The organism is Kitasatospora sp. NPDC057500 (genome assembly GCF_042802195.1).
GTDB lineage: Bacteria > Actinomycetota > Actinomycetes > Streptomycetales > Streptomycetaceae > Kitasatospora.
This window is the reverse complement of sequence record NZ_JBHVER010000006.1, coordinates 13,734-32,420: the sequence shown is the minus strand read 5'-3', so window position 1 is coordinate 32,420 and position 18,687 is coordinate 13,734. Positions and strand designations below refer to the sequence as shown.

The 18,687-nt window shown below is 76.4% G+C and carries 13 protein-coding genes; 9 read left to right on the top strand and 4 right to left on the bottom strand.

Annotated elements, in window-relative coordinates; translation table 11 throughout:
* Positions 1-54: 54 nt before the first annotated feature.
* Complete coding sequence (locus ACFU74_RS02555; RefSeq protein ID WP_380750565.1) at positions 55-1,602, bottom strand: MFS transporter; 1,548 nt, start codon at positions 1,600-1,602, stop codon at positions 55-57.
* 161 nt (positions 1,603-1,763) lie between these two features.
* On the opposite strand from ACFU74_RS02555, the gene ACFU74_RS02550 reads away from it, so the two are divergent.
* The 3 genes from ACFU74_RS02550 to ACFU74_RS02540 all read left to right on the top strand — a co-directional run bounded on the left by ACFU74_RS02550 (position 1,764) and on the right by ACFU74_RS02540 (position 4,137).
* Positions 1,764-2,480 carry a TetR/AcrR family transcriptional regulator gene (locus ACFU74_RS02550; protein ID WP_380750562.1) on the top strand — a complete coding sequence of 239 codons (717 nt, stop codon included), beginning with the start codon at positions 1,764-1,766 and terminating at the stop codon, positions 2,478-2,480.
* A gap of 135 nt (positions 2,481-2,615) precedes the next feature.
* Positions 2,616-3,326 (top strand): ribonuclease HII, encoded by a 711-nt coding sequence (locus ACFU74_RS02545; protein ID WP_380750559.1) that lies wholly within the window; start codon positions 2,616-2,618, stop codon positions 3,324-3,326.
* A 97-nt stretch (positions 3,327-3,423) separates the two neighbouring features.
* On the top strand, positions 3,424-4,137 hold the full coding sequence (locus tag ACFU74_RS02540; protein ID WP_380750556.1) for a hypothetical protein: 714 nt from the start codon (positions 3,424-3,426) through the stop codon (positions 4,135-4,137).
* A 185-nt stretch (positions 4,138-4,322) separates the two neighbouring features.
* On the opposite strand, the gene ACFU74_RS02535 is transcribed toward ACFU74_RS02540, so the two are convergent.
* Together ACFU74_RS02535 and ACFU74_RS02530 are read right to left on the bottom strand one after the other, a co-directional pair.
* The gene (locus ACFU74_RS02535; RefSeq protein WP_380750697.1) at positions 4,323-4,937 is read right to left on the bottom strand and encodes a hypothetical protein; all 615 of its coding nucleotides are present in this window, start codon (positions 4,935-4,937) and stop codon (positions 4,323-4,325) included.
* Between the two features lie 362 nt (positions 4,938-5,299).
* Positions 5,300-7,498 (bottom strand): RecQ family ATP-dependent DNA helicase, encoded by a 2,199-nt coding sequence (locus ACFU74_RS02530; protein WP_380750554.1) that lies wholly within the window; start codon positions 7,496-7,498, stop codon positions 5,300-5,302.
* Positions 7,499-7,761: 263 nt separating this feature from the next.
* Between ACFU74_RS02530 and ACFU74_RS02525 the strand changes: the two genes are divergently transcribed.
* Positions 7,762-9,375 (top strand): DUF4192 domain-containing protein, encoded by a 1,614-nt coding sequence (locus tag ACFU74_RS02525; RefSeq protein WP_380750551.1) that lies wholly within the window; start codon positions 7,762-7,764, stop codon positions 9,373-9,375.
* Positions 9,376-9,442: 67 nt separating this feature from the next.
* Here the strand turns inward: ACFU74_RS02525 and ACFU74_RS02520 are convergent, their stop codons facing one another.
* Positions 9,443-10,759 carry an alpha/beta fold hydrolase gene (locus ACFU74_RS02520; protein ID WP_380750549.1) on the bottom strand — a complete coding sequence of 439 codons (1,317 nt, stop codon included), beginning with the start codon at positions 10,757-10,759 and terminating at the stop codon, positions 9,443-9,445.
* A gap of 621 nt (positions 10,760-11,380) precedes the next feature.
* On the opposite strand from ACFU74_RS02520, the gene ACFU74_RS02515 reads away from it, so the two are divergent.
* From ACFU74_RS02515 to ACFU74_RS02495, 5 genes are all read left to right on the top strand, one after another.
* Positions 11,381-13,501, top strand: a complete 2,121-nt coding sequence (locus ACFU74_RS02515; RefSeq protein ID WP_380750695.1) for a glycogen debranching N-terminal domain-containing protein — start codon at positions 11,381-11,383, stop codon at positions 13,499-13,501.
* Between the two features lie 138 nt (positions 13,502-13,639).
* The gene (locus ACFU74_RS02510; protein WP_380750546.1) at positions 13,640-14,398 is read left to right on the top strand and encodes an NUDIX domain-containing protein; all 759 of its coding nucleotides are present in this window, start codon (positions 13,640-13,642) and stop codon (positions 14,396-14,398) included.
* 233 nt (positions 14,399-14,631) lie between these two features.
* On the top strand, positions 14,632-16,314 hold the full coding sequence (locus tag ACFU74_RS02505) for an ATP-binding cassette domain-containing protein (RefSeq protein WP_380750543.1): 1,683 nt from the start codon (positions 14,632-14,634) through the stop codon (positions 16,312-16,314).
* A 3-nt stretch (positions 16,315-16,317) separates the two neighbouring features.
* Positions 16,318-17,223, top strand: coding sequence for a hypothetical protein (locus tag ACFU74_RS02500; RefSeq protein ID WP_380750540.1), 906 nt, complete (start codon positions 16,318-16,320; stop codon positions 17,221-17,223).
* Positions 17,224-17,386: 163 nt separating this feature from the next.
* On the top strand, positions 17,387-18,265 hold the full coding sequence (locus tag ACFU74_RS02495; protein WP_380750537.1) for a FadR/GntR family transcriptional regulator: 879 nt from the start codon (positions 17,387-17,389) through the stop codon (positions 18,263-18,265).
* Positions 18,266-18,687: the final 422 nt, after the last annotated feature.

Here is an 18,687-nt window from a genome sequence, read left to right as displayed (position 1 = left end):
GCTGCTCCCGTCCGGCCCCTGCCCGTCCGGCCGCCTCCCCCTGGTGGGCGGCCGTCAGTGCATCGCGACGCCGGCGGTGTCCGACGGCAGGTCCGCGGCCTTGGCCTTGATCACGACGGCCGCGACCACGAAGGCCAGGACCGCCATCGCGGCGCCCACGATGAAGCCGTGCGAGATGCCCTGCGCGAGCACCTCGTTGGCGGCGGTGGTGCCCTGCGGGAACTCGTGCTTCTCCATCAGCCAGGCCTGCTGCTCCGGAGTGGCGGTGGCCATGAAGCCGGGCAGTTGCACCTCGGCCTCGCTGGTCGCGTAGCGCGCGAACACCGTGGTCAGGATCGACAGGCCGAGTGCGCCGCCGATCTGCTGCATGGAGTTCAGCAGGCCGGAGGCGGCGCCGGTCTCCTGCCCGGAGACGCCCGCGACGGAGAGCAGCATCACCGGGACGAAGACCAGGCCCATGCCGAAGCCGAAGACCACCGTGGGGCCGAGGACGCCGTCCACGTAGCCGCTGTCCGCGTCGATGAGGGTCAGCCAGCTGAGGCCGATCGCGACCAGCAGCGAGCCGCCCGCCATGAACGGCTTCGGGCCGTACTTGCCCTGCAGGTTGGAGGCGAGCTGGGCGGCCACGATGATCGCGGCGCTGATCGGCATGAACGCGAAGCCGGCCTTGAGCGGGCTGTAGTCCAGCGGCCCCTGCACGAAGAGGGTGATGTAGAAGAAGATGCCGAACATGGCGGCGGCCAGGCAGAGCATCATCACCAGACCGCCGGTGCGGTTGCGGTCGGCGAACAGCTTCAGCGGGGTGATCGGCTGCGCGGTGCGGGCCTCGACGAAGACGAACGCGACCATCAGGATCACGCCGACGGCGAAGGAGCCGAGCGTCAACGGGTCCTTCCAGCCGTCCGAAGCGGCGCGGATGAAGCCGTAGACCAGGCCGACCAGGCCGAGCGTCGAGGTGAGCGCGCCGGGCAGGTCGAAGCGGCCGGGGTGGCGCTCCGACTCGGCGATGTAGCGCGGTGCGGCGAAGGCGATGAGGATCGCGATCGGCACGTTGACGAAGAAGACCCAGCGCCAGTCGAGGTACTCGGTGAGCACACCGCCGGCCAGCAGGCCGATCGCGGCGCCCGACCCGGCCACCGCGGAGAACACGCCGAAGGCCCGGTTGCGCTCGGGCCCCTCGTCGAAGTTGGTGGCGATCAGGGCGAAGGCCGTGGGCGAGCAGATCGCGCCGCCGATGCCCTGGAGCGCGCGGGCGGCCAGCAGCATGCCGCCGTCCTGGGCGAAGCCGCCGAGCAGCGAGGCCAGACCGAACAGCAGCGTGCCGGCTATGAAGACCCGGCGCCGGCCGAGGATGTCGCCCGCGCGTCCGCCGAGCAGCAGCAGGCCGCCGAAGGTCAGGGTGTAGGCGTTGATCACCCACGCCAGGTTGGTGGTGGAGAAGTCCAGCGCGTCCCTGATCTGCGGCAGGGCGATGTTCACGATGGTGGCGTCGAGCACCACCATCAACTGCGAGGCCGCGATGACGGCCAGGGTGATGCCCTTGTTCGGACTGCCCCCGCTTCGTGATGGGGATTGCTTGCTGAGCGTGTCGGAGATAGCCAAGTTGATGCCCCCTGCTGGCTACTGCTTCGTATGCTGCGGACCTTGGGGTCCGGCGTGGCCCGGCGGCGTCCCGCGGGCTATGAAGGAACGGAATCGTTCACTAGGGTGGACGATAGCGTTGCCGAGATTGTGAACGCAAGCGTTCCTTAGGGTTGGTGACAATGGATCAGTTGGTGCGGCGCCTCGCGGCGGACCGCTCGGCCGGCCTCTCGACCGGCCTCTCGTCCGGCCCGGCGGCGCAGAAGCCGCCCGAGGCCGCGCGGGCCGCCTGCCCCGTCCAGGTCGTTGCCGAGGTCCTGGGCAGGCCGGTGCGGCGGCGGGGGAAGGAGCTGGAGGCGGCGATCTTCGAAGCGACGCTCGATCAGCTCACCTCCGGCGGATTCGCGCGGCTGACGATGGAGGGGGTCGCCGGCGCCGCGCGGACCGGGAAGGCCGCGCTGTACCGGCGGTGGGCGTCCAAGGTCGAACTCGTCATCGACGCCCTGGACTCCACTCTGCCACGCCCTGCCGACACGCCTTCCCTCGGGTCCGCCCGGGCGGAACTGCACCACCTGGTCGAGAGTTTCGTGTCCGTCGCGCGCTCGCGGGCGGGGGGTGCGTTGAGCGCGGTGATGGCCGAGCTGGACCACGACCAGGCGGAGCTGTTCAAGGACTTCATCACCCGGCGGATGCTGGCGCCGACCAAGGACGTGATCCTCGAAATCCTGCGGCGGGGTGCCGAACGCGGCGACGTCCGGCCCGGTGCGGCCACCCCGGTGGTCGCCGACGTCGTCCCGGCGATGCTGCTGTACCGGATCAAGGTCTGCGGCCGTCAGGTCGGCCCCGAGTTCGCGGGCCAGCTGGTCGACGAGGTGCTGGTCCCGCTGATCCGGCCCTGATCCCGCCCGGGGTGTGCTGCCCGGGGCGTGCTGTTCCGGCGCTGCCCCGGTGCTACCCCGGTGCTACCCCGGGCCGGACCTGGCGGGTGGACGGTTGGCATAGGCTGGAGGCCGACCAGCTGAACGGACCCCGCCATGCCCATCGTCCCGCCGACGCACTCCGTCGAGCGCTCGCTGCGCCGCGCCGGCGCCAAGGTCGTCGTCGGCCTCGACGAGGTCGGGCGCGGCGCCTGGGCCGGGCCGGTCACCGTGGGCGCGGCCGTCACCGGCCTGCGCCGGCCCCCGGAGGGGCTGACCGACTCCAAGCTGCTCACCGAGCTCCGCCGTGCGGCACTCGCGCCCGTGCTCGCCGACTGGGTCACCGCGTACGCGCTCGGCCACGCCTCGGCGCTGGAGTGCGACGAGCTCGGGATGACCGCCGCGCTGCGACTGGCCGCCGTCCGCGCCCTGGAGGCGCTGCCGGTGGAGCCGGACGCGGTGATCCTCGACGGCAAGCACGACTACCTCGGCGGCCCCTGGCGGGTGCGCACGGTGATCAAGGGCGACCAGTCGTGCATCTGCGTCTCCGCCGCCTCGGTGCTGGCCAAGGTCCACCGCGACGGTCTGATGGCCGATCTCGGCGAGGCGCACCCCGAGTTCGGCTTCGCCGACAACGCCGGCTACCCGTCCCCGGTGCACCGGGCCGCGCTGGAGGAACTCGGGCCGACCGAGCACCACCGCCTCTCCTGGTCCTACCTCGACGGACTGCCCAGGTGGCGCCACCTGAAGCGGATCCGCACGGTTCCCGGACCCGGTGGGGCGGGCACCGCGGAGTCCGTCGGCGAACAGCTCGCGCTCGGTTTCTGACGGTACGTCTGGAAACTCCCGCGGCGGCCCACGGGCCCGCGTCCCAATGGGTGGGGCGCCCGTGCGCGTTCGACCGGCATTTGATAGATATCCGGGTATGCCTGTCTTCCCCGAGGAGCCGGAGATTAACGAGAGCCTCCCGGGCCCCGGCGTTCCCAGCCCCCGCGAGTCGGACGCACAAGCCCTCCGCGCGCCTGCCACCGGCGGCGCGGCCACCGCCGTACCGTCGGCCGCCGGTGTCGTGCCGGCCCCGGTGCCGGGCCCCCGCCCTGCACCGCCGCGGCCGGCGCCGCCGCGTTCGGCGGCCGCACGGGCGGACCGTCCGGGGCCTTCGCCGCGCCCGAACCCGATCCCCAAGCCCAGCCTCCCGCGACCCGCGCCCCGGTCGGCGCCGGTCGAGGTCCGGCACGTCCCCGCCGCCGAGGCGGAGGCGCTGGACCGCGCGGACGAGACCGTCGACCTGCTGCTGGACGCCGGCCGCGATCCGGGTGCCGTCCTGGTGCTGACGGTCGGCGCGGCGCACCCCTGGCAGTCGCACGAGCTCTCCTTCGGCGAGGAGCGCTACTGGGCGCAGCTCGCCGAGGGCGGCGACGTGTTCTACGCGGACGCCGGGCTGACCCGCCCGGTCCGCCGGCCGGTGGTCGTGCTGGTCGTCAACGGCGGCCCGGCCGACCGCGCCGCGGCGGCCTACACCGAGGCGCTGCGGCGCGCGGAGGCGCTGCTGGTGGTCTGCGGCGGCCCCGCCCCGGCCGGTGCCGGTGCGCCGCTCACGGCCGCCGGGGCACCGGTCCCGCGCGGGCTGCCCGCCTGAGAGCCCTGACGACCGCCCCGGCCCGGTACCCCTCCTGGTGCCGGGCCGGGGCGCTTCCCCTTCGGTGCCCGCTCGCCGGTCGCTGGTCGCCGGTCGCTGGTCTCCTGGCGCGGGATCCGGTCCCCGGCGGGCGAATCGGCGTCGGCGGAACCGGAGTCCTGCGTAGCGGGGCGGTGGCCGGACGCTCAGCGGGTGCCGGTGCGACGGACCGGTTCGATCGCCGCGACCCGGGCGGGTCCCCATGGACGCTCGGCCTGGCCGGACCGTGGTGACCGCTGGCCGCGCGGGGTGTCCCGCGCCGTGCGGGGCGCCAGCTCCGTCACGGTGTGGACCGGCCCCTGCGCCCACGAACCCGCGTGCGGATTGCGTCCGCTCCGCCCGTCGCCGAGGATCTGCCAGCCGGTCGGGGTCAGTGCGACGTACGCCCCGCAGCGCAGCCCGTGCAGGCCGGCCGCGTCCCGCAGGGCCCACATCCAGGCGCCGTCCGGCTCCGTCCAGCCGGTCGCGCCCTCGCGGCAGCGCAGCAGGACGGCCGTCCGCCTCGGGCTGGGCAGCCGCAGGTCGTGCGCGGTGACCTGGCGCAGGTGGGCGAGGATCGCGTTGCGGTGCAGCCAGCCGTCCGCGTCGTGCGGCCAGGGTGCGAACGAGGCCGAGGCGGTCACCCGGTGCAGCGCGTCCAGGACGGCGACCACCACCGTGCCGGGCTGGGGCAGGTGGAGCCGGTGCAGTTCCAGGACGAACTCGCGGGGATCGCGGAGCAGCGGGACCCCCAGGGCCGTCCAGGTCTCCAGATCGAGCACCCGTCTGGGGGCCGAACTCCGGGCGAGGGGATACTGACCTCGGTCGATGCCGCTGATCACGACCCTCCTTCCCGACCCACGGACGCGCGGGTGCCTGCGTACGCCGGAGGCATGGTCGAAGGGACCGGGCTCGGGGTACGGTCCAATTCTCAGGGCAGACGGGGTGGAGCGGCAACGATGAAATGATGAACGCCGCCCGAAAGCCAACGTTCTGCCGGATATATTCCACGTCCGCCCGGAACCGGCCCGGCCGCTGCCGGGGCCGTGGTCCGACCGGGTGCGGGCACGTCCCGGAGGCCGTGACTACTCCGTTCGGGTGCGGTCCGGCGATCCGGCGGTCCGGTGGCCGGTCGGGGCGGCGGTCAGCCCTGGAGCCCCAGCACCAGCGGCAGCACCGCGCCCGCCCCGGCGCGGCGCAGCAGCCGGGCGGCGACCGTGACCGTCCACCCGGAGTCCACCAGGTCGTCCACCAGCAGCACCGGACCGCCCGCCGCCGCCACCGCCGCGGCCGTCTCCGGCGGCAGGACCAGCGCGCCCGCCACCGAGTTCAGCCGCTGGGCGCTGTTGCTGCGCGACCCGTGCGGCGGCTGCCCGGTCGCGTACGCGAACTGCCCGAGCAGCGGCAGCCGCCCGATCTCGGCGATCCTGGCGCCGAGGCTGCCGACCAGCTGCGGCCTGGTGGCGGAGGCCATCGTCACCACGCCGACCGGCCGCTCCAGCCGGGTGCCGTCGGCCGTCGCCGGGCCGGCCCAGCCGCCGGGGCCGCGCGCCCAGTCGGCCAGCACGGTCACCAGGGCGTCGACCACCTCGCCGGGTACGGGCCGGTCCGGGGCCTGGTCGGCGAGCAGCGAGCGCAGCCGGGTGCCCCAGCCGATGTCCGAGAGCCGGCCGAGCGCACGGCCCGTCTCCGCCTGCTCGCCCGCCGGGATGCGGCCCTTGAGGGGAATGCCCAGCGCGTCCATGCCGGTCGGCCAGAGCCGGCGCGGCTCGACGCCGACGCCCGGCCGACCGAGGGCGGCGCGGGCGGCCTCCAGCGCCTCCGCCGAGACCTCCGGCCCGTGCAGCGGCCCGGCGCAGTTGTCGCACCGCCCGCACGGCGCCGCCTGCTCGTCGTCCAGCTGCCGGCGCAGGAACTCCATCCGGCAGCCGGTGGACGACGCGTACTCGCGCATCGCCCGCTGTTCCGCCTCCCGGGAGGCGGCCACCTTGGCGTAGCGGGCGGTGTCGTACTCCCAGCTCCGGCCGGTGGCCGTCCAGCCGCCCTTGACCCGCCGGACGGCGCCGTCCACGTCGAGGACCTTGAGCATGGTCTCCAGCCTGGTGCGGCGAAGGTCTACCCGGGGCTCCAGCGCGGCGGTGGAGAGCGGCCGGCCGGCCTCGGCGAGGGCGTCGATGGTCCGGCGCACCTGCTCCTCGGGCGGGAAGGCGAGCGAGGCGAAGTAGCGCCAGATCGCCTCGTCCTCGCGGCCGGGCAGCAGCAGCACCTCGGCCCGGTCGACCCCGCGCCCGGCCCGGCCCACCTGCTGGTAGTAGGCGATCGGGGAGCTGGGGGAGCCGAGGTGGACGACGAAGCCGAGGTCCGGCTTGTCGAAGCCCATGCCGAGGGCCGAGGTGGCGACCAGCGCCTTGACCCGGTTGGCCAGCAGGTCGGCCTCGGCGGTGCGGCGCTCGGCGTCCTCGGTGCGGCCGGAGTAGGAGGCCACCGTGAAGCCGCGCTCGCGCAGGAAGGCCGTCACCTCGTCGGCGGCGGCGACCGTGAGGGTGTACACGATGCCGGAGCCGGGCAGCCGGTCGAGGTGGTCGGCGAGCCACGCCAGCCGGTGCGCCGGGTCGGACAGGGTCAGCACGCCGAGGGTGAGGCTCTCGCGGTCGAGCGGGCCGCGCAGCACCAGCGCGTGCTCGTCGCCCGCGCCGGTGCCGAGCTGCTCGGCGACGTCGGCGGTCACCCGGGAGTTGGCGGTGGCGGTGGTGGCCAGCACCGGGACGCCCGGCTGGAGCTCGGCGAGCATGGTGCGCAGCCGGCGGTAGTCGGGGCGGAAGTCGTGGCCCCAGTCGGAGATGCAGTGGGCCTCGTCGACCACCAGCAGGCCGGTGGAAGCGGCGAGCTTGGGGAGCACGTGGTCGCGGAAGTCGGGGTTGTTCAGCCGCTCGGGGCTGACCAGCAGGACGTCCACCTGCCCGGCGGCGACCTCGGCCTGGACGGCGTCCCACTCGTCGGTGTTGGCGGAGTTGATGGTGCGGGCGTGGATGCCGGCCCGGGCGGCCGAGTCCACCTGGTTGCGCATCAGGGCGAGCAGCGGCGAGACGATCACCGTCGGACCGGCGCCGCGGGCCCGCAGCAGGGCGGTGGCGATGAAGTAGACGGCGGACTTGCCCCAGCCGGTGCGCTGCACCACCAGGGCCCGGCGGTGGTCGACGACCAGGGCCTCGATGGCGGTCCACTGGTCCTCGCGGAGGGTGGCGCCGGGGCCGGCCAGCTCGCGCAGGACGGCCTCGGCCCGCGCCCGGACCTCGGCGCGGTCGGCGGCGGTGGCGGTGGAGTGGGTCTTCGGCTGCTGCATGGCCCCATGTAACCCCGAGGAGCCGACAACGGGCGAACGGCGGTGGGCGAGGAAGGGGAGCGGAGGGGGTGAGGACGGGGTGAGGACGGTGCGAGGCCGGGAGTCGTTCCATCCGTTCGTCTGCTGAACGGCGGCTGTTCTTCCCTCGGGAGAGTGGCTCGGTGATACGCCGATCGGGGGAGGAGTTATTCACAGGCCGGGTTTGTCCACAGGCCCGGAGGAATTTTCCGGGGGCTTCGGAGAATTGCGGCAGCCTTCCCGCCATGACCGACGAACGCATCTCCCTTCCCTTCGGCGACGGCCCCGACGGCCGTCCGATCACCATGCGGGGCCCGGCCGACATGGCCGAGGTCCTGCCGTACCTGCTCGGCTTCTACCCCGACGACAGCATCGTCGCGGTCGGCCTCCAGCCGCCCGGACTGCACCAGGGCGGGGTGATCAGGCTGGACATCCCCGAGTCGGCCGAGGAGTGGCAGGCCGCCGCGGAGGAGACGGCCGCCCTCCTCGTCCGGCTCTCCGAGCGGGAGGACCAGCGGCCGGTCCAGGTCCTCCTCTACCTCTGCCAGGATCCCGCCGGGCCGCGGCCCGGCGGGGAGCACGGACCGCTGGTGGCCGAGCGGCTGCGTCCGCTCGCGGAGTGCTTGCACCGGGCCTTCGAGGGCCGTGGGGTGCGGGTGAAGGAGTCGCTGTGCGTCTCGGCGGGCCGTTGGTGGTCCTACCTCTGCACGCGGGAGGGCTGCTGCGACCCGGTGGGCCACCCGATCCGCCGGACGCCCGGTCCCGGGCCGGTCGCGGTGGCGGCGACCGTCGCCGGCCTGGCGCCGCGCGGCAGCCGCAGGGAGATCCTGGCCGGGCTGGCCCCGGTCGGAGCGCCCGGGGCGGACGCCCTGCGGGGCGCCTTCGCCCGGGCCGGGGCCGGGCCGTCGCCGGGGCGGCGGCTGTCGCTCGACCGGAGGGAGCACGCCGCGCTGCTCGACGCGGCCGTCGCCGAGTTCATGGCCGGGGCCACGACGCTCGACGAGGACCGGACGGCGCGGCTGCTGCTGGCGCTCCAGGACCGGATCGTCCGGGACCGCGCGGCCGAGTACGCCAGGCCGGCCGAGCTCGCGCCCGCCCAGCGGCTCTGGCGGTTCCTGGCCACCCGCTGCGTGGCGCCGTACGAGAGCTGCGCCGCGCCGCCGCTCACCCTGCTGGCCTGGGCGTCGTGGGTCGCGGGCGACACCGCGACCGCGCGGGTGGTGCTCGGCCACACGCTCCGCCGCCACCCCTCCTACCTGCTGGCACAGCTGCTGTACGAGACGCTGAACGCCGGCTTCGCGCCGGACGCGCTGCTGGCGAGCGTGGCGGAGGAGCGCCGCCGCCGCACGGAGCGGGAGGAACGGGAGGCAGCGGCGGAGGGGACGGTCGAGGGGTCGGCCGGGGACCGGGAGCCGGATCCCGGGCCGGTGTCGGGTCCGTCCCCGGCGCCGGCCCCCGCCGCCGACCGGCCCGCTCCCGGGAAGGCACGTCGCCGGGCCCGTCGGCGGCGCGGCCGTCCGGTGGCGGCGGCGGGCGAGGAGGGTACGGCGACCGGCGGGGCCGAGCGGCCCGACCGCCCGGCCGGGGAGCCGTTCGGGCGGGACGGCACCGGCGGCGTTCCGGACGATGGCGGTGGCCCCGGGGCCCGCGCCGTACGGACGCGGTGCACGGGAGTCGTCGGGGCCCGTGCCGGCACCGCTCCGGCGGCCGGGTGCCTGGCGCGGGAGCGGCGGCGGGTCCTGCGCACGGCCCGGATCGTCCGCCCGGTGTCCTGGCCGCCGCCCTTCCCGGCGGGCGGCTGCGGGCGGGGCCGGCTGCGGGGCGTGGGCGGCGCGGCGGTGGGGCGTCATGCGCGGTGACGTCCGCACGGCCGCGGCGGGCGGGCGGTCGGGCCCGTCCCGCCCGGCCCCCGCCGCCGGTGGCGGGCTACGCCTCGCCGCGCGCCATCGCGATCAGACGGTCCAGCACCTTGCCCCCGCTGACCCGCAGGCCGTCGTGCTCCCACTCGTTGGTGACCCAGGTCCGCAGCCCCCGCACGGCCCGCGCGGTCTCCAGCGAGTCGGCGGTGTCGACGTACATGTCGTCGTGGTACACCGCCGCCACCACCGGCACCTCGTTGGCGGCCAGCCGGGCCGGGTCGTAGAGGTCGGCCCAGTCGGTGCGGGCGGCCAGCAGCTCCGCGGTCTCCTTCAGCGGGCGCAGCGCCGGGTCGGTGTCGAACATCCAGGGGTAGATCATCTCCCCGGTGAACAGCACCGGCGCACCGGACGCCAGCGCGGCCCGGGCGTCGAACTCGGGGAACTCCGCGCGGACGCGCTCTGCGGACCAGCCGGTGCAGGCCGGGTCGACCGAGCGCTGGCCGTAGATCGACTCGTGCAGGACGGCGTAGAGCGGGCCCTGCGCGAAGGAGAGCTGCGCCTGGGCGCCGGCCAGGAAGGTGTCGGAGAGCTCGGGGCCGTCCGCGCCCTCCACCCAAGCCTCCTCCAGCAGGTAGTGGAGGGTCCCGGAGCCGCTGCCGCCGCCGAGCAGCAGCCCGAGCGCCTGGAACGCCTCGACGGTGAGCCGCCCGCCGTCGGGCAGGACGGCGGGGGCGTCGGCGAGGTGCGCGGCGATCCGCCGCACCGCCTCGACGTCCTGCGGGAAGCGCGCGTAGTGGCCCTCGTTCTTGCGGACGACGCGCGGGTAGGCGGCCCGGTAGACGTCGTCGGCGGAGCTGCGCAGGCCGGCCAGGCCACCGGTGACGAAGGCCTGGTCGAGTCCCTCGGGAGCGATCGAGAGGTAGGTGAGGGTGCAGAAGCCGCCGAAGCTCTGACCGAGCACGCTCCAGCGCCGGTCCTCGCCGAGCAGTCGGCGGCGGATCAGCTCGGCGTCCCGCACGATGGAGTCGGCCCGGAAGTGCGCCAGGTACTCCGCCTGCTCCTTGGCGCCGCCCCGCCGCGCCAGCGTCTGCCGGGTGGCGGGCGTGGACCGCCCGGTGCCGCGCTGGTCGAGCAGGAGCACCCGGTAGTCGTCGAGCGCGCGCTCCAGCCAGCCGTCCCGGCCGAGCGGGCGGCCGGCCTTGCCGCCCGGGCCGCCCTGGAGGAAGAGCAGCCACGGCAGGCCGGTGTCCTCGGAACGGCCCGGGGCGACCACCTCGCGGGCGTACACCTCGATCTGCTCGCCCTCCGGGGCGGCGTGGTCGAGCGGCACCCGGAAGACGTGGTCGGTGAAGGCAATCCCGGGCAGCCGGCTGGCGGTGGACATACAACTCCTCGGTCTCTGCTGGTCACAGCGGTCGTGTCGGCCCCGGCCGGGGTTGCCGGTGGCGGGGCCGCGACCCCCGCACCGTATCCTGACCGCGGCCCGGGGCCGCCCCGACGGCCACCGCCCGCGACCGCCCACCCGGCAGGTCCGTGCGGCCGGGCACGACGGACCGGCAGCGGCAGCCGTGCCGACGGAGGTCGCGGCACTCGGACGGGAACCGGGCCCGGGCGCCCGGCGGGCGTGACCTGTCGCCGGTCTCCGGCGTTCACCCCGGGGGCCCCGCGCCCGGGCGCCGACCGCCCTCGGGGGACGGGACGCCGCGCCGCACCCGGGCACCGAGCCGTCACCGGCGCGGGCGGGCCGCGGGACCGGCGGTGTGCCGGAGGGCACGGCGGGACCCGGGCGCGACGACGTCCGGGGACGAACGACGCGGGGCCGGTGCCGACTCGGTACGGGGCACCGCTTGGTACGGCCCGGCACCGGGTACGGCCAGACACGGCACAGCGGTCGGCGGGGTGTCCGCCGGCCCGGAACCAGCACGCACGCGATCGAACATGCTCGCGGCCCATCGGCCCTGACCGGCCACCGGACCGCCGAGGGGAGGAGAGTCCGGTGACCGCGATGAGGCCACCACAGGCCGCGCACGCAGAGAGCGTGGTGGGCGCGCCGAGACCGGCCGGCCGGCCGGACCAGGCCCAGCCGGCCGGTCCCGGCGGCCCGGCCCGGCCCGCGCCGCCGCGCCCGCAGCCGGCCGCCACCCACCACGAGGTGCTCTGCGTGAACGCGCCGGCGATGGCCGCCTCGGGTCCCGACGGCCAGCTGCGCGGCCACGGCCTGCACGGCTTCTACCGCTCCGGCTTCCGGGTGGTGGCCCGGATGGAGCTGCGCCTCGGCGGGGTCGAGCCGCTCCCGCTCCAGGGCACCCTGACCTCGGCGGCCCAGGCCCGCTTCCTGGGCGCCGTCCGCCTGCCCGGCGACCTCGACCCGGACCCGGCGCTCACCGTGGAGCGGCTGCGCCACGCCGACGGCGTGGAGACGGTCACGGTGCGCAACGCCGGCAGCCGCCCGGCCCGGCTGCCGCTGGAGATCGCGCTCGCCACCGACCTCGGCCCGGTCGGCGAGATCGCCGCCGGCCACCGGCCCCCGGACCTGCCCGGCCAGGTCCAGTCCGCGGGGCTGCGCTGGGCGGGGCCCACGCACAGCGCCACGGTCAGCGCCCAGCCCTCTCCGCACGCGGTGCTGGCCGGAGCCGGCGTGCTGCGCTGGGACCTGGAGGTCCAGCCGGGCGCGCGCTGGTCGGTCGAGCTGCGGGCCGCGCTGGAGACCACGGCGCCCGGCCCGCGCCCGCCGGGCGGCCGCGGCACCGGCGTCCCGCTCCCGTGGGCGGAGCCCGAGGTGCGCTGCGACGACCCGCGCGCGGCGCTGGTGGTGTCGCGCTCCCTGGACGCCCTCGGCGGGCTGCTGTTCGCCGACCCCGACCGGCCCACCGACCTCTACCTGGCCTCCGGCGCGCCCTGGCGGTTCGGGCTCGCCCCGGCTGACGCGCTCTGGGCGGCCCGGCTGACCCTGCCGCTCGGCACCCGGCTCGCCGCCGGCACCCTGCGCGCCCTGGCCCGCCGTCAGCAGCCGGCCGCCGCGCCCGGCCAGGGCCCGCGCCGCCCGGAGGGACTGCTGCCCGGCGCGTTGCGGCACGGCGGCCCCGAGCTGCCGCCCACCTGCACCGCCACCGAGGCCACCCTGCTCTTCGTCACCGTGCTGGCCGAGGCCTGGCGCTGGGGCCTGTCCCGGGCCGAGGTGACCGAACTGCTCCCGGCCGCCGAACGCGCGCTCGGCGCGCTGCGCGAAGGCCTGGTGGACGGCTTCGTCACCGACCTGAGCCGACCCGTCGAGGAGCGGTCGGCCCAGCCGGTGCCGGCCAGGGCCGAGGTGCAGGCCCAGGCGCACCGGGCCGCCCTGCACGGTGCCGACCTCCTGGAGGCCTTCGGACGGCCCGGCGCCGAGGAGTGGCGCGGCTGGGCGGCCGCCCTGCGCCGGCGGTTCCGCGAACGGTTCTGGGTGGACGACTTCTCCGGCGGCCGCCCCGCCGCCGCGCTCGCCCCGGGCGGCCAGCCGCTGCCCGCCGTCGCCGCCGCCCTGGTCCACCTCCTCGACCCCGGCCTGTCCGCCGACGGCGGCCGGCACGAGAGCCTGCTGGACCGCGAGCAGAGCAGGCTGCTCGCCCAGCGGCTGGCCGCGCCCGAGCTCGACAGCGGCTGGGGGCTGCGCACGCTCAGCGCCAAGTCGCCCCGGTTCAACCCGCTGGGCCACCGCAGCGGGGCGGTGCGCGTCCACGAGACCGCCCTCGCCATCGCCGGGCTCGCGGAGACCGGCCACGAGAACGAGGCCGGGGCCCTGCTGGAGGGCCTGCTCGCCGCCGCCGCCCACTTCGAGGGCCGGCTGCCCGAGATGTACGCGGGGGAGCAGTGGACGCCCGGCTGCCCGCCGGTGCCGCACCCGGGGGCCTGCCGCCCGGCGGCGGTCTCGGCCGCCGGAGCCGCGCACGCGGTGTTCGCGCTCGCCGGGGTCCGGCCGGACGTCCCCGGCGGGCGGGTGCTGGTGCGCCCGGCCAGCACCGCGCCGCTCGGGGAGCTGGAACTGACGGGCCTGCGGGTGGCCGGCGAGCCGTTCTCGGTGCGGGTCAGCCGGATCGGCGTGGCGATGGTCGAGGAGGCGTCCGCCGAACTCCAACTGGTGGCCCGCTGACGCCCCCTCAGCCCCTGCCGCCCGGGCGCGGGCCGGACTCCACCGGCCCGCGCGGGGCGGCCGGCGGGAAGGGCCGCCGCAGCACGGTCCGTACGCGGGCCTGTGCTTATCGTCAGAGAGACGACTATGATCGTCGCCATGTCGCGTTATGACCCGTCGGCCTTCCCCCCGTTCGCAGTCACGGTCGACCTGGTCGTGCTGACGGTGCGCGAGCACGCGCTCTGTGCCCTGCTGGTCCGCCGGGGCGAGCCGCCCTACCAGGGGTACTGGGCACTCCCCGGGGGTTTCGTGCGCCCCGGCGAGGGACTGGCCGAGGCCGCCTCGCGGGAGCTGGCCGAGGAGACTGGCCTGCGCGCCCACACCACCCCCGGCCACGACGCGGTCGGACCCGGCACCGCCGGCGCCCACCTGGAGCAGCTCGCCACCTACGGCCACCCCCAGCGCGACCCCCGGATGCGGGTGGTCAGCGTGGCCTACCTGGTGCTCGCACCCGACCTGCCGACCCCGCGCGCCGGCGGCGACGCCAGCAGTGCCCGCTGGGCCCCGGTGACCGAACTCCTCGGCCCCGACCAGGTCGACGGCGTCCCGCTCGCCTTCGACCACGGACTGATCCTGGCGGACGGGGTGGAGCGCGCCCGCTCCAAGATCGAGTACTCCTCGCTCGCGACGGCCTTCTGCTCGGCCGAGTTCACCGTCGGCGAGCTGCGCCGGGTCTACGAGGCGGTCTGGGGAGTGGTCCTGGACCCGCGGAACTTCCACCGCAAGGTGACCGGCACCCCGGGCTTCCTGCTGCCCTCCGGCGGAACGACGACCCGTCAGGGCGGGCGCCCGGCCCAGCTGTTCACCGCCGGCGGCGCCAATGTGCTCAACCCGCCGATGCTGCGTCCGGAGTCCTGAGCCGTCGCGGCCGGCGGCCCGGCCCCGGCCGCTGCTCCCGCACCGCTCCCGCGTCTCGGTCGCAGGATCGGATTGTCCCCTGATCGGGTGAGGTGTGCGGGCGGTGTGCCCGTGCCGCTCCCGTAATGCCCGGAATCGTCGCCGCGGACCCCTAATGTGCTGGCGCGGAACCGTGCGGGCGCGACCCTGCGCCGCACGGACCAGGCCGGCCGAGGGCATGGGAGCAGCCAGCGATGATCCAGATCACCGGACTGACCAAGGTCTACCGACGGGGCGTTCCACCGGCGGTGCTGGATCTGACCTTCGAGGCCCGCCCGGGCACCGTGACGGCGCTGCTCGGCCCCGAGGGGGCGGGCAAGACGACCGCGCTGCGGCTGATGCTGGAACTCGAACGCGGCCGGGGCGTCACGCTGTTCGCCGGCCGCACCTACCGCCGGCTGCGGCGCCCCGAGCGCGAGGTCGGCGTGGTCCTCGCCGGGCCGGGCGGCCCGAACAGCGCGGCGGACAGCGCCGGGCACCCCGGCCGCAAGGCCAGGGGCCACCTCAGGATGCTGGCCGCGGCGGTCGGGGTGCCGGCCCAGCGGGCCGACGAACTCCTGGAACAGATCCGGCTCGCGGCCGTCGCCGACCAGCGGCTGCGCACCTTCTCGCCCGGGATGCACCGCCGGCTCGCGCTCGCCGCCGCGCTGCTCGGCGAGCCGCCCACGCTGCTCCTGGACGCGCCCACCGAGGGGCTCTCCCCGCGCAACGTGGCGTGGTTCCACTCCTTCCTGCGCTCGTTCGGCGCCGCCGGCGGCACGGTGCTGGTCACCACCCGCTCCCCGCAGGAGGCCGCGCGGTTCGCCGACCGGGTGATCACCCTGGACGAGGGCCGGATGGCGGCCGACCAGCCGGTGGCGGAGTTCCGGCGCACCCGGCTGACCCCCGAAGTCGCCGTCCGGGGGCCGCAGATGGCCCGGCTCGCCGATCTGCTGACCGGCCAGGGCGCCCAGGTCCGCCGGGGCGGCGGGACGGAGCTCGCGGTGACCGGGCTCGGGCGGACCGAGATCGGCGAACTCGCCTACCGGCACGGCATCCTGCTGCACGAACTCGCCGACCGGGTGGTCGAGCATCCCGCCCCCCGGGCAGCCCTGCCGACGGGGTCCGGGCGGTCGGGCCGGGTCCAGGTGCGGACCGGTCCCGGGCCGGTCCGCCTGTCGAAGGCCCGCCCGGCGGGGGACGGGGCGAAGGAGCGGCCGGAGGAGCACCCGGGGGAACGGGTGCCGTCAACGGTGACGGCCGGGCAGGTACCGGAACCGGCACCGGCGGCGGAGAACGCGGCGCCGGAGAACGCGGCGCCGGTGCGGACGGTGGTCCGGCCGGCCGGCGCCGACCGGGAGCGGGACGCCGCGCCGACCCTCGCGCTTCCGGTCGCCGCCGCGGCCGGTCTCTCCGCCGCGACCGCGCTGTCCGCGCTCACCGCCCGCAGCGGGATCCGGACCGTCCCCCGGCGGACCGGGGCCGGGGCCGGAGCGACCGGGGCCGGAGCGACCGGGGCCGGAGCGACCGGGGCCGGAGCGACCGGGGTGGGCGGGCCCCGGGACGGCGGGCGGCCGGAGGAGGAGCCCTCGCCGACCGTCGCCGTGGACCGGCTCTTCCGGGACGGGCTGACCGGCCTGGTCCGCCCGGTGGACGGCCGCCCCGGCGAGGCCGCCGACCTGAGGGCCGACGACACCGTCCGCCTGGGCCGGATCACCCACCGGCCCGCCGGGCCTCCGCCCGTCGCTCAGCTGCCCGTCGCCCACCTGCCCGCCGGGCCTCCGCCCGCCGAGCTCCCGCCCGCCGCCCGGAACGGCGCGGGTGACGCCGCCGGGGCCGCCGGGGCCGACCGGGGCGGCGTTGTCGTTCCCGTGACCTCTGACCTTCGGAGCGAGTGAACCGTGCGAGTCCTGGCCTATGAGCTGCGCCGGATGCGCGGCCTGCGTTCGACCTGGCTGCTGCTCGGCCTGGTGGTGCTCGGCGATGCCGTGGCCGCCGGTGTGCTGGCGGCGCAATCGGCCGGCGGTGCCCTGGGCGGACCGGCGGCGGTGCGGCTGCTGACGGCGGCGGTGCCGCTGGTGCCGCTGCCGTTCGCGGCCCTGGGCGCCGGGGTGCTGGGCGCGCTGTCGTACGCGCACGAGGTGCGGCACCCGGGGCTGGCTGCCTCGCAGGTGGGCTATCCGCGCCGGGTGCGGCTGCTGGCGGGCAAGCTGCTGGTGACCGGTGCGGCCGGGGCGCTGCTGGCTCTGGTGACCCTGCTGGTCGACGCGGTGACCGTGCACCTCGCGCTGCCCGCCGGGGTGACGGTCGCGGCCTGGGCGGACCCGTCCGAGCTGTCCGGGCGGGTCGCGCGGGTGCTGGCCGCCACCGGCCTGGGCGGGCCCGGGGAGCTGCCGGACGCGCTGGCGCCGCTGGCCCTGGGGGCCGGGCACGGCGCGCCGGCCGCACTGCTGGCGTTCGTCCTGCTGGTGGTCGCGGCGGGCTGTACCGGGGTGCTGACCGCCGCGCTGACCCGCAGTGCGGTCGCCGGGGTGCTGCTGCTCTGCGCGCTGCCGCCGCTGCTGGAGTCCGGGGTGGTGCTGCTGCTGCGGGGGACCGGCACGGCCTGGCCGGCCCGGGCGGCGGAGCTGCTGCCGTTCCGGTCCGGGGTGGAGTGGGCGTACGGATGGGTGTACGGCGGGGACCGCCGGGTTGCGGAGAGCGGCTCGATGCTGACCGATCCGGCGCTGCTGGCCGCGCTGGCGGCTCCGGCCCTGGTGTTGCTGCTGGTCACCCTGGCGGTGCAGGTCAGACGCCGGGCGCTGTGAGCCCCGGCCCGGCGGGGGCGGTTCGTCAAGATCGACCAAGGGTGACCGTAATGCGAGCTTCGCCCTGATAAGAAGTCAATTATCCAGTCACGGGCGATCACCCTTTCGTGTGCTTTTCACGAGAATTCTCAAGCTGCGCCCGCCGATCGCCGACAAAGGAGCTGTGAACACCCTTGCGCACCCCACCATGACCCCCGCCCGTTCCGCCGACGGGGCCATCCCCGGCCCCGCCGACCTGGACCGCTTCGCCTACGCCGACCGGCCCACCCCGCCGGCGCCCCGCTGGGAGGGCGCCGAGTCGGACCTCGCCCGGGTCGGCCGCAAGACCACCAGCAGCCGCGGCCGCGGCCTGCACGGCCAGCTCGTCCAGCAGCTCGGCCAGATGATCGTCTCCGGCGACCTCGGCGCCGACCGGCCGCTGGTCCCCGAGGAGATCGGCCAGCGCTTCGAGGTCTCCCGCACGGTCGTCCGCGAGTCGCTGCGGGTGCTGGAGGCCAAGGGCCTGGTCAGCGCCCGCCCCAACGTCGGCACCCGGGTCCGTCCGGTCAGCGACTGGAACCTGCTGGACCCGGACATCATCGAGTGGCGCGCCTTCGGTCCGCAGCGCGACGAGCAGCGCCGGGAGCTGTTCGAGCTGCGGTGGGCGATCGAGCCGCTGGCCTCCCGGCTGGCCGCCGGCCACGGCCGGGAGGACGTCCAGCAGCGGCTGGCCGAGCTGGTCGAGATCCTGGGGCACGCCTGCGCCCAGGCGGACCTCGCCACCTACGCCCGGGCCGACGCCGAGCTGCACGGCCTGGTCCTCCAGCTCGCGGGCAACCGGATGCTGGAGCACCTCTCCGGGATCGTCGCCTGCGCGCTCCAGGTGTCCGGCGGTCCGGCCACCTCCTGCGAGCGGCCCTCGGAGCCCTCGGTCGGACTGCACGCCCGGCTGGTGGACGCGCTCGGCACCGGCGACGGCACCGCCGCCGAGACCGCGATGCGGGCGCTGCTCACCGTCCACCCCGAGATCGAGCCCTCCGTCCCGGCTCCCCGGGAGCACTGAGCGGGCCGTTCGGCGACCGGGCGCCGCAGCCCCCGCCCCGCGACCCGTCCACGGACCGCCCCGTCATGATCCGTCCGACCGAGACCGTCCCGCGGCCTTCCGCCGCCTCCTCCGCGACCCGGGCCCTCCGGCTGCCGCCACGGTGCAGCCGGGGGGCCTCCGCGTGTCCGGGGCCGGGCGCCCTTCCCCGCGGATGCGCACCGGAGCGGACCCGAGCGCACCGGACGGGCCCGAGCGCCCAGCGGACCGCGGCTCGGAATGTCGTGTTCATGGTGAACGACTTCGGCGCGGGTGGGGGATGATGGAAGCCGGCCCCGGGCCGCGGCCGCCGTCCGGTGTGACCCGCGACACGAAGGCCATGCGTAACACTTGACGAGTAGCAGCGATGTGTCCTGAGCGGAAGCAGCTCCGGAATACCCCAA

Coding starts and splice junctions, on each gene's coding strand:
- ACFU74_RS02545 (WP_380750559.1), top strand. CDS start 2,616: ATGCCCATCGTCCCGCCGACGCACTCCGTCGAGCGCTCGCTGCGCCGC.
- ACFU74_RS02540 (WP_380750556.1), top strand. CDS start 3,424: ATGCCTGTCTTCCCCGAGGAGCCGGAGATTAACGAGAGCCTCCCGGGC.
- ACFU74_RS02550 (WP_380750562.1), top strand. CDS start 1,764: ATGGATCAGTTGGTGCGGCGCCTCGCGGCGGACCGCTCGGCCGGCCTC.
- ACFU74_RS02520 (WP_380750549.1), bottom strand. CDS start 10,759: ATGTCCACCGCCAGCCGGCTGCCCGGGATTGCCTTCACCGACCACGTC.
- ACFU74_RS02515 (WP_380750695.1), top strand. CDS start 11,381: ATGAGGCCACCACAGGCCGCGCACGCAGAGAGCGTGGTGGGCGCGCCG.
- ACFU74_RS02525 (WP_380750551.1), top strand. CDS start 7,762: ATGACCGACGAACGCATCTCCCTTCCCTTCGGCGACGGCCCCGACGGC.
- ACFU74_RS02530 (WP_380750554.1), bottom strand. CDS start 7,498: ATGCAGCAGCCGAAGACCCACTCCACCGCCACCGCCGCCGACCGCGCC.
- ACFU74_RS02505 (WP_380750543.1), top strand. CDS start 14,632: ATGATCCAGATCACCGGACTGACCAAGGTCTACCGACGGGGCGTTCCA.
- ACFU74_RS02510 (WP_380750546.1), top strand. CDS start 13,640: ATGTCGCGTTATGACCCGTCGGCCTTCCCCCCGTTCGCAGTCACGGTC.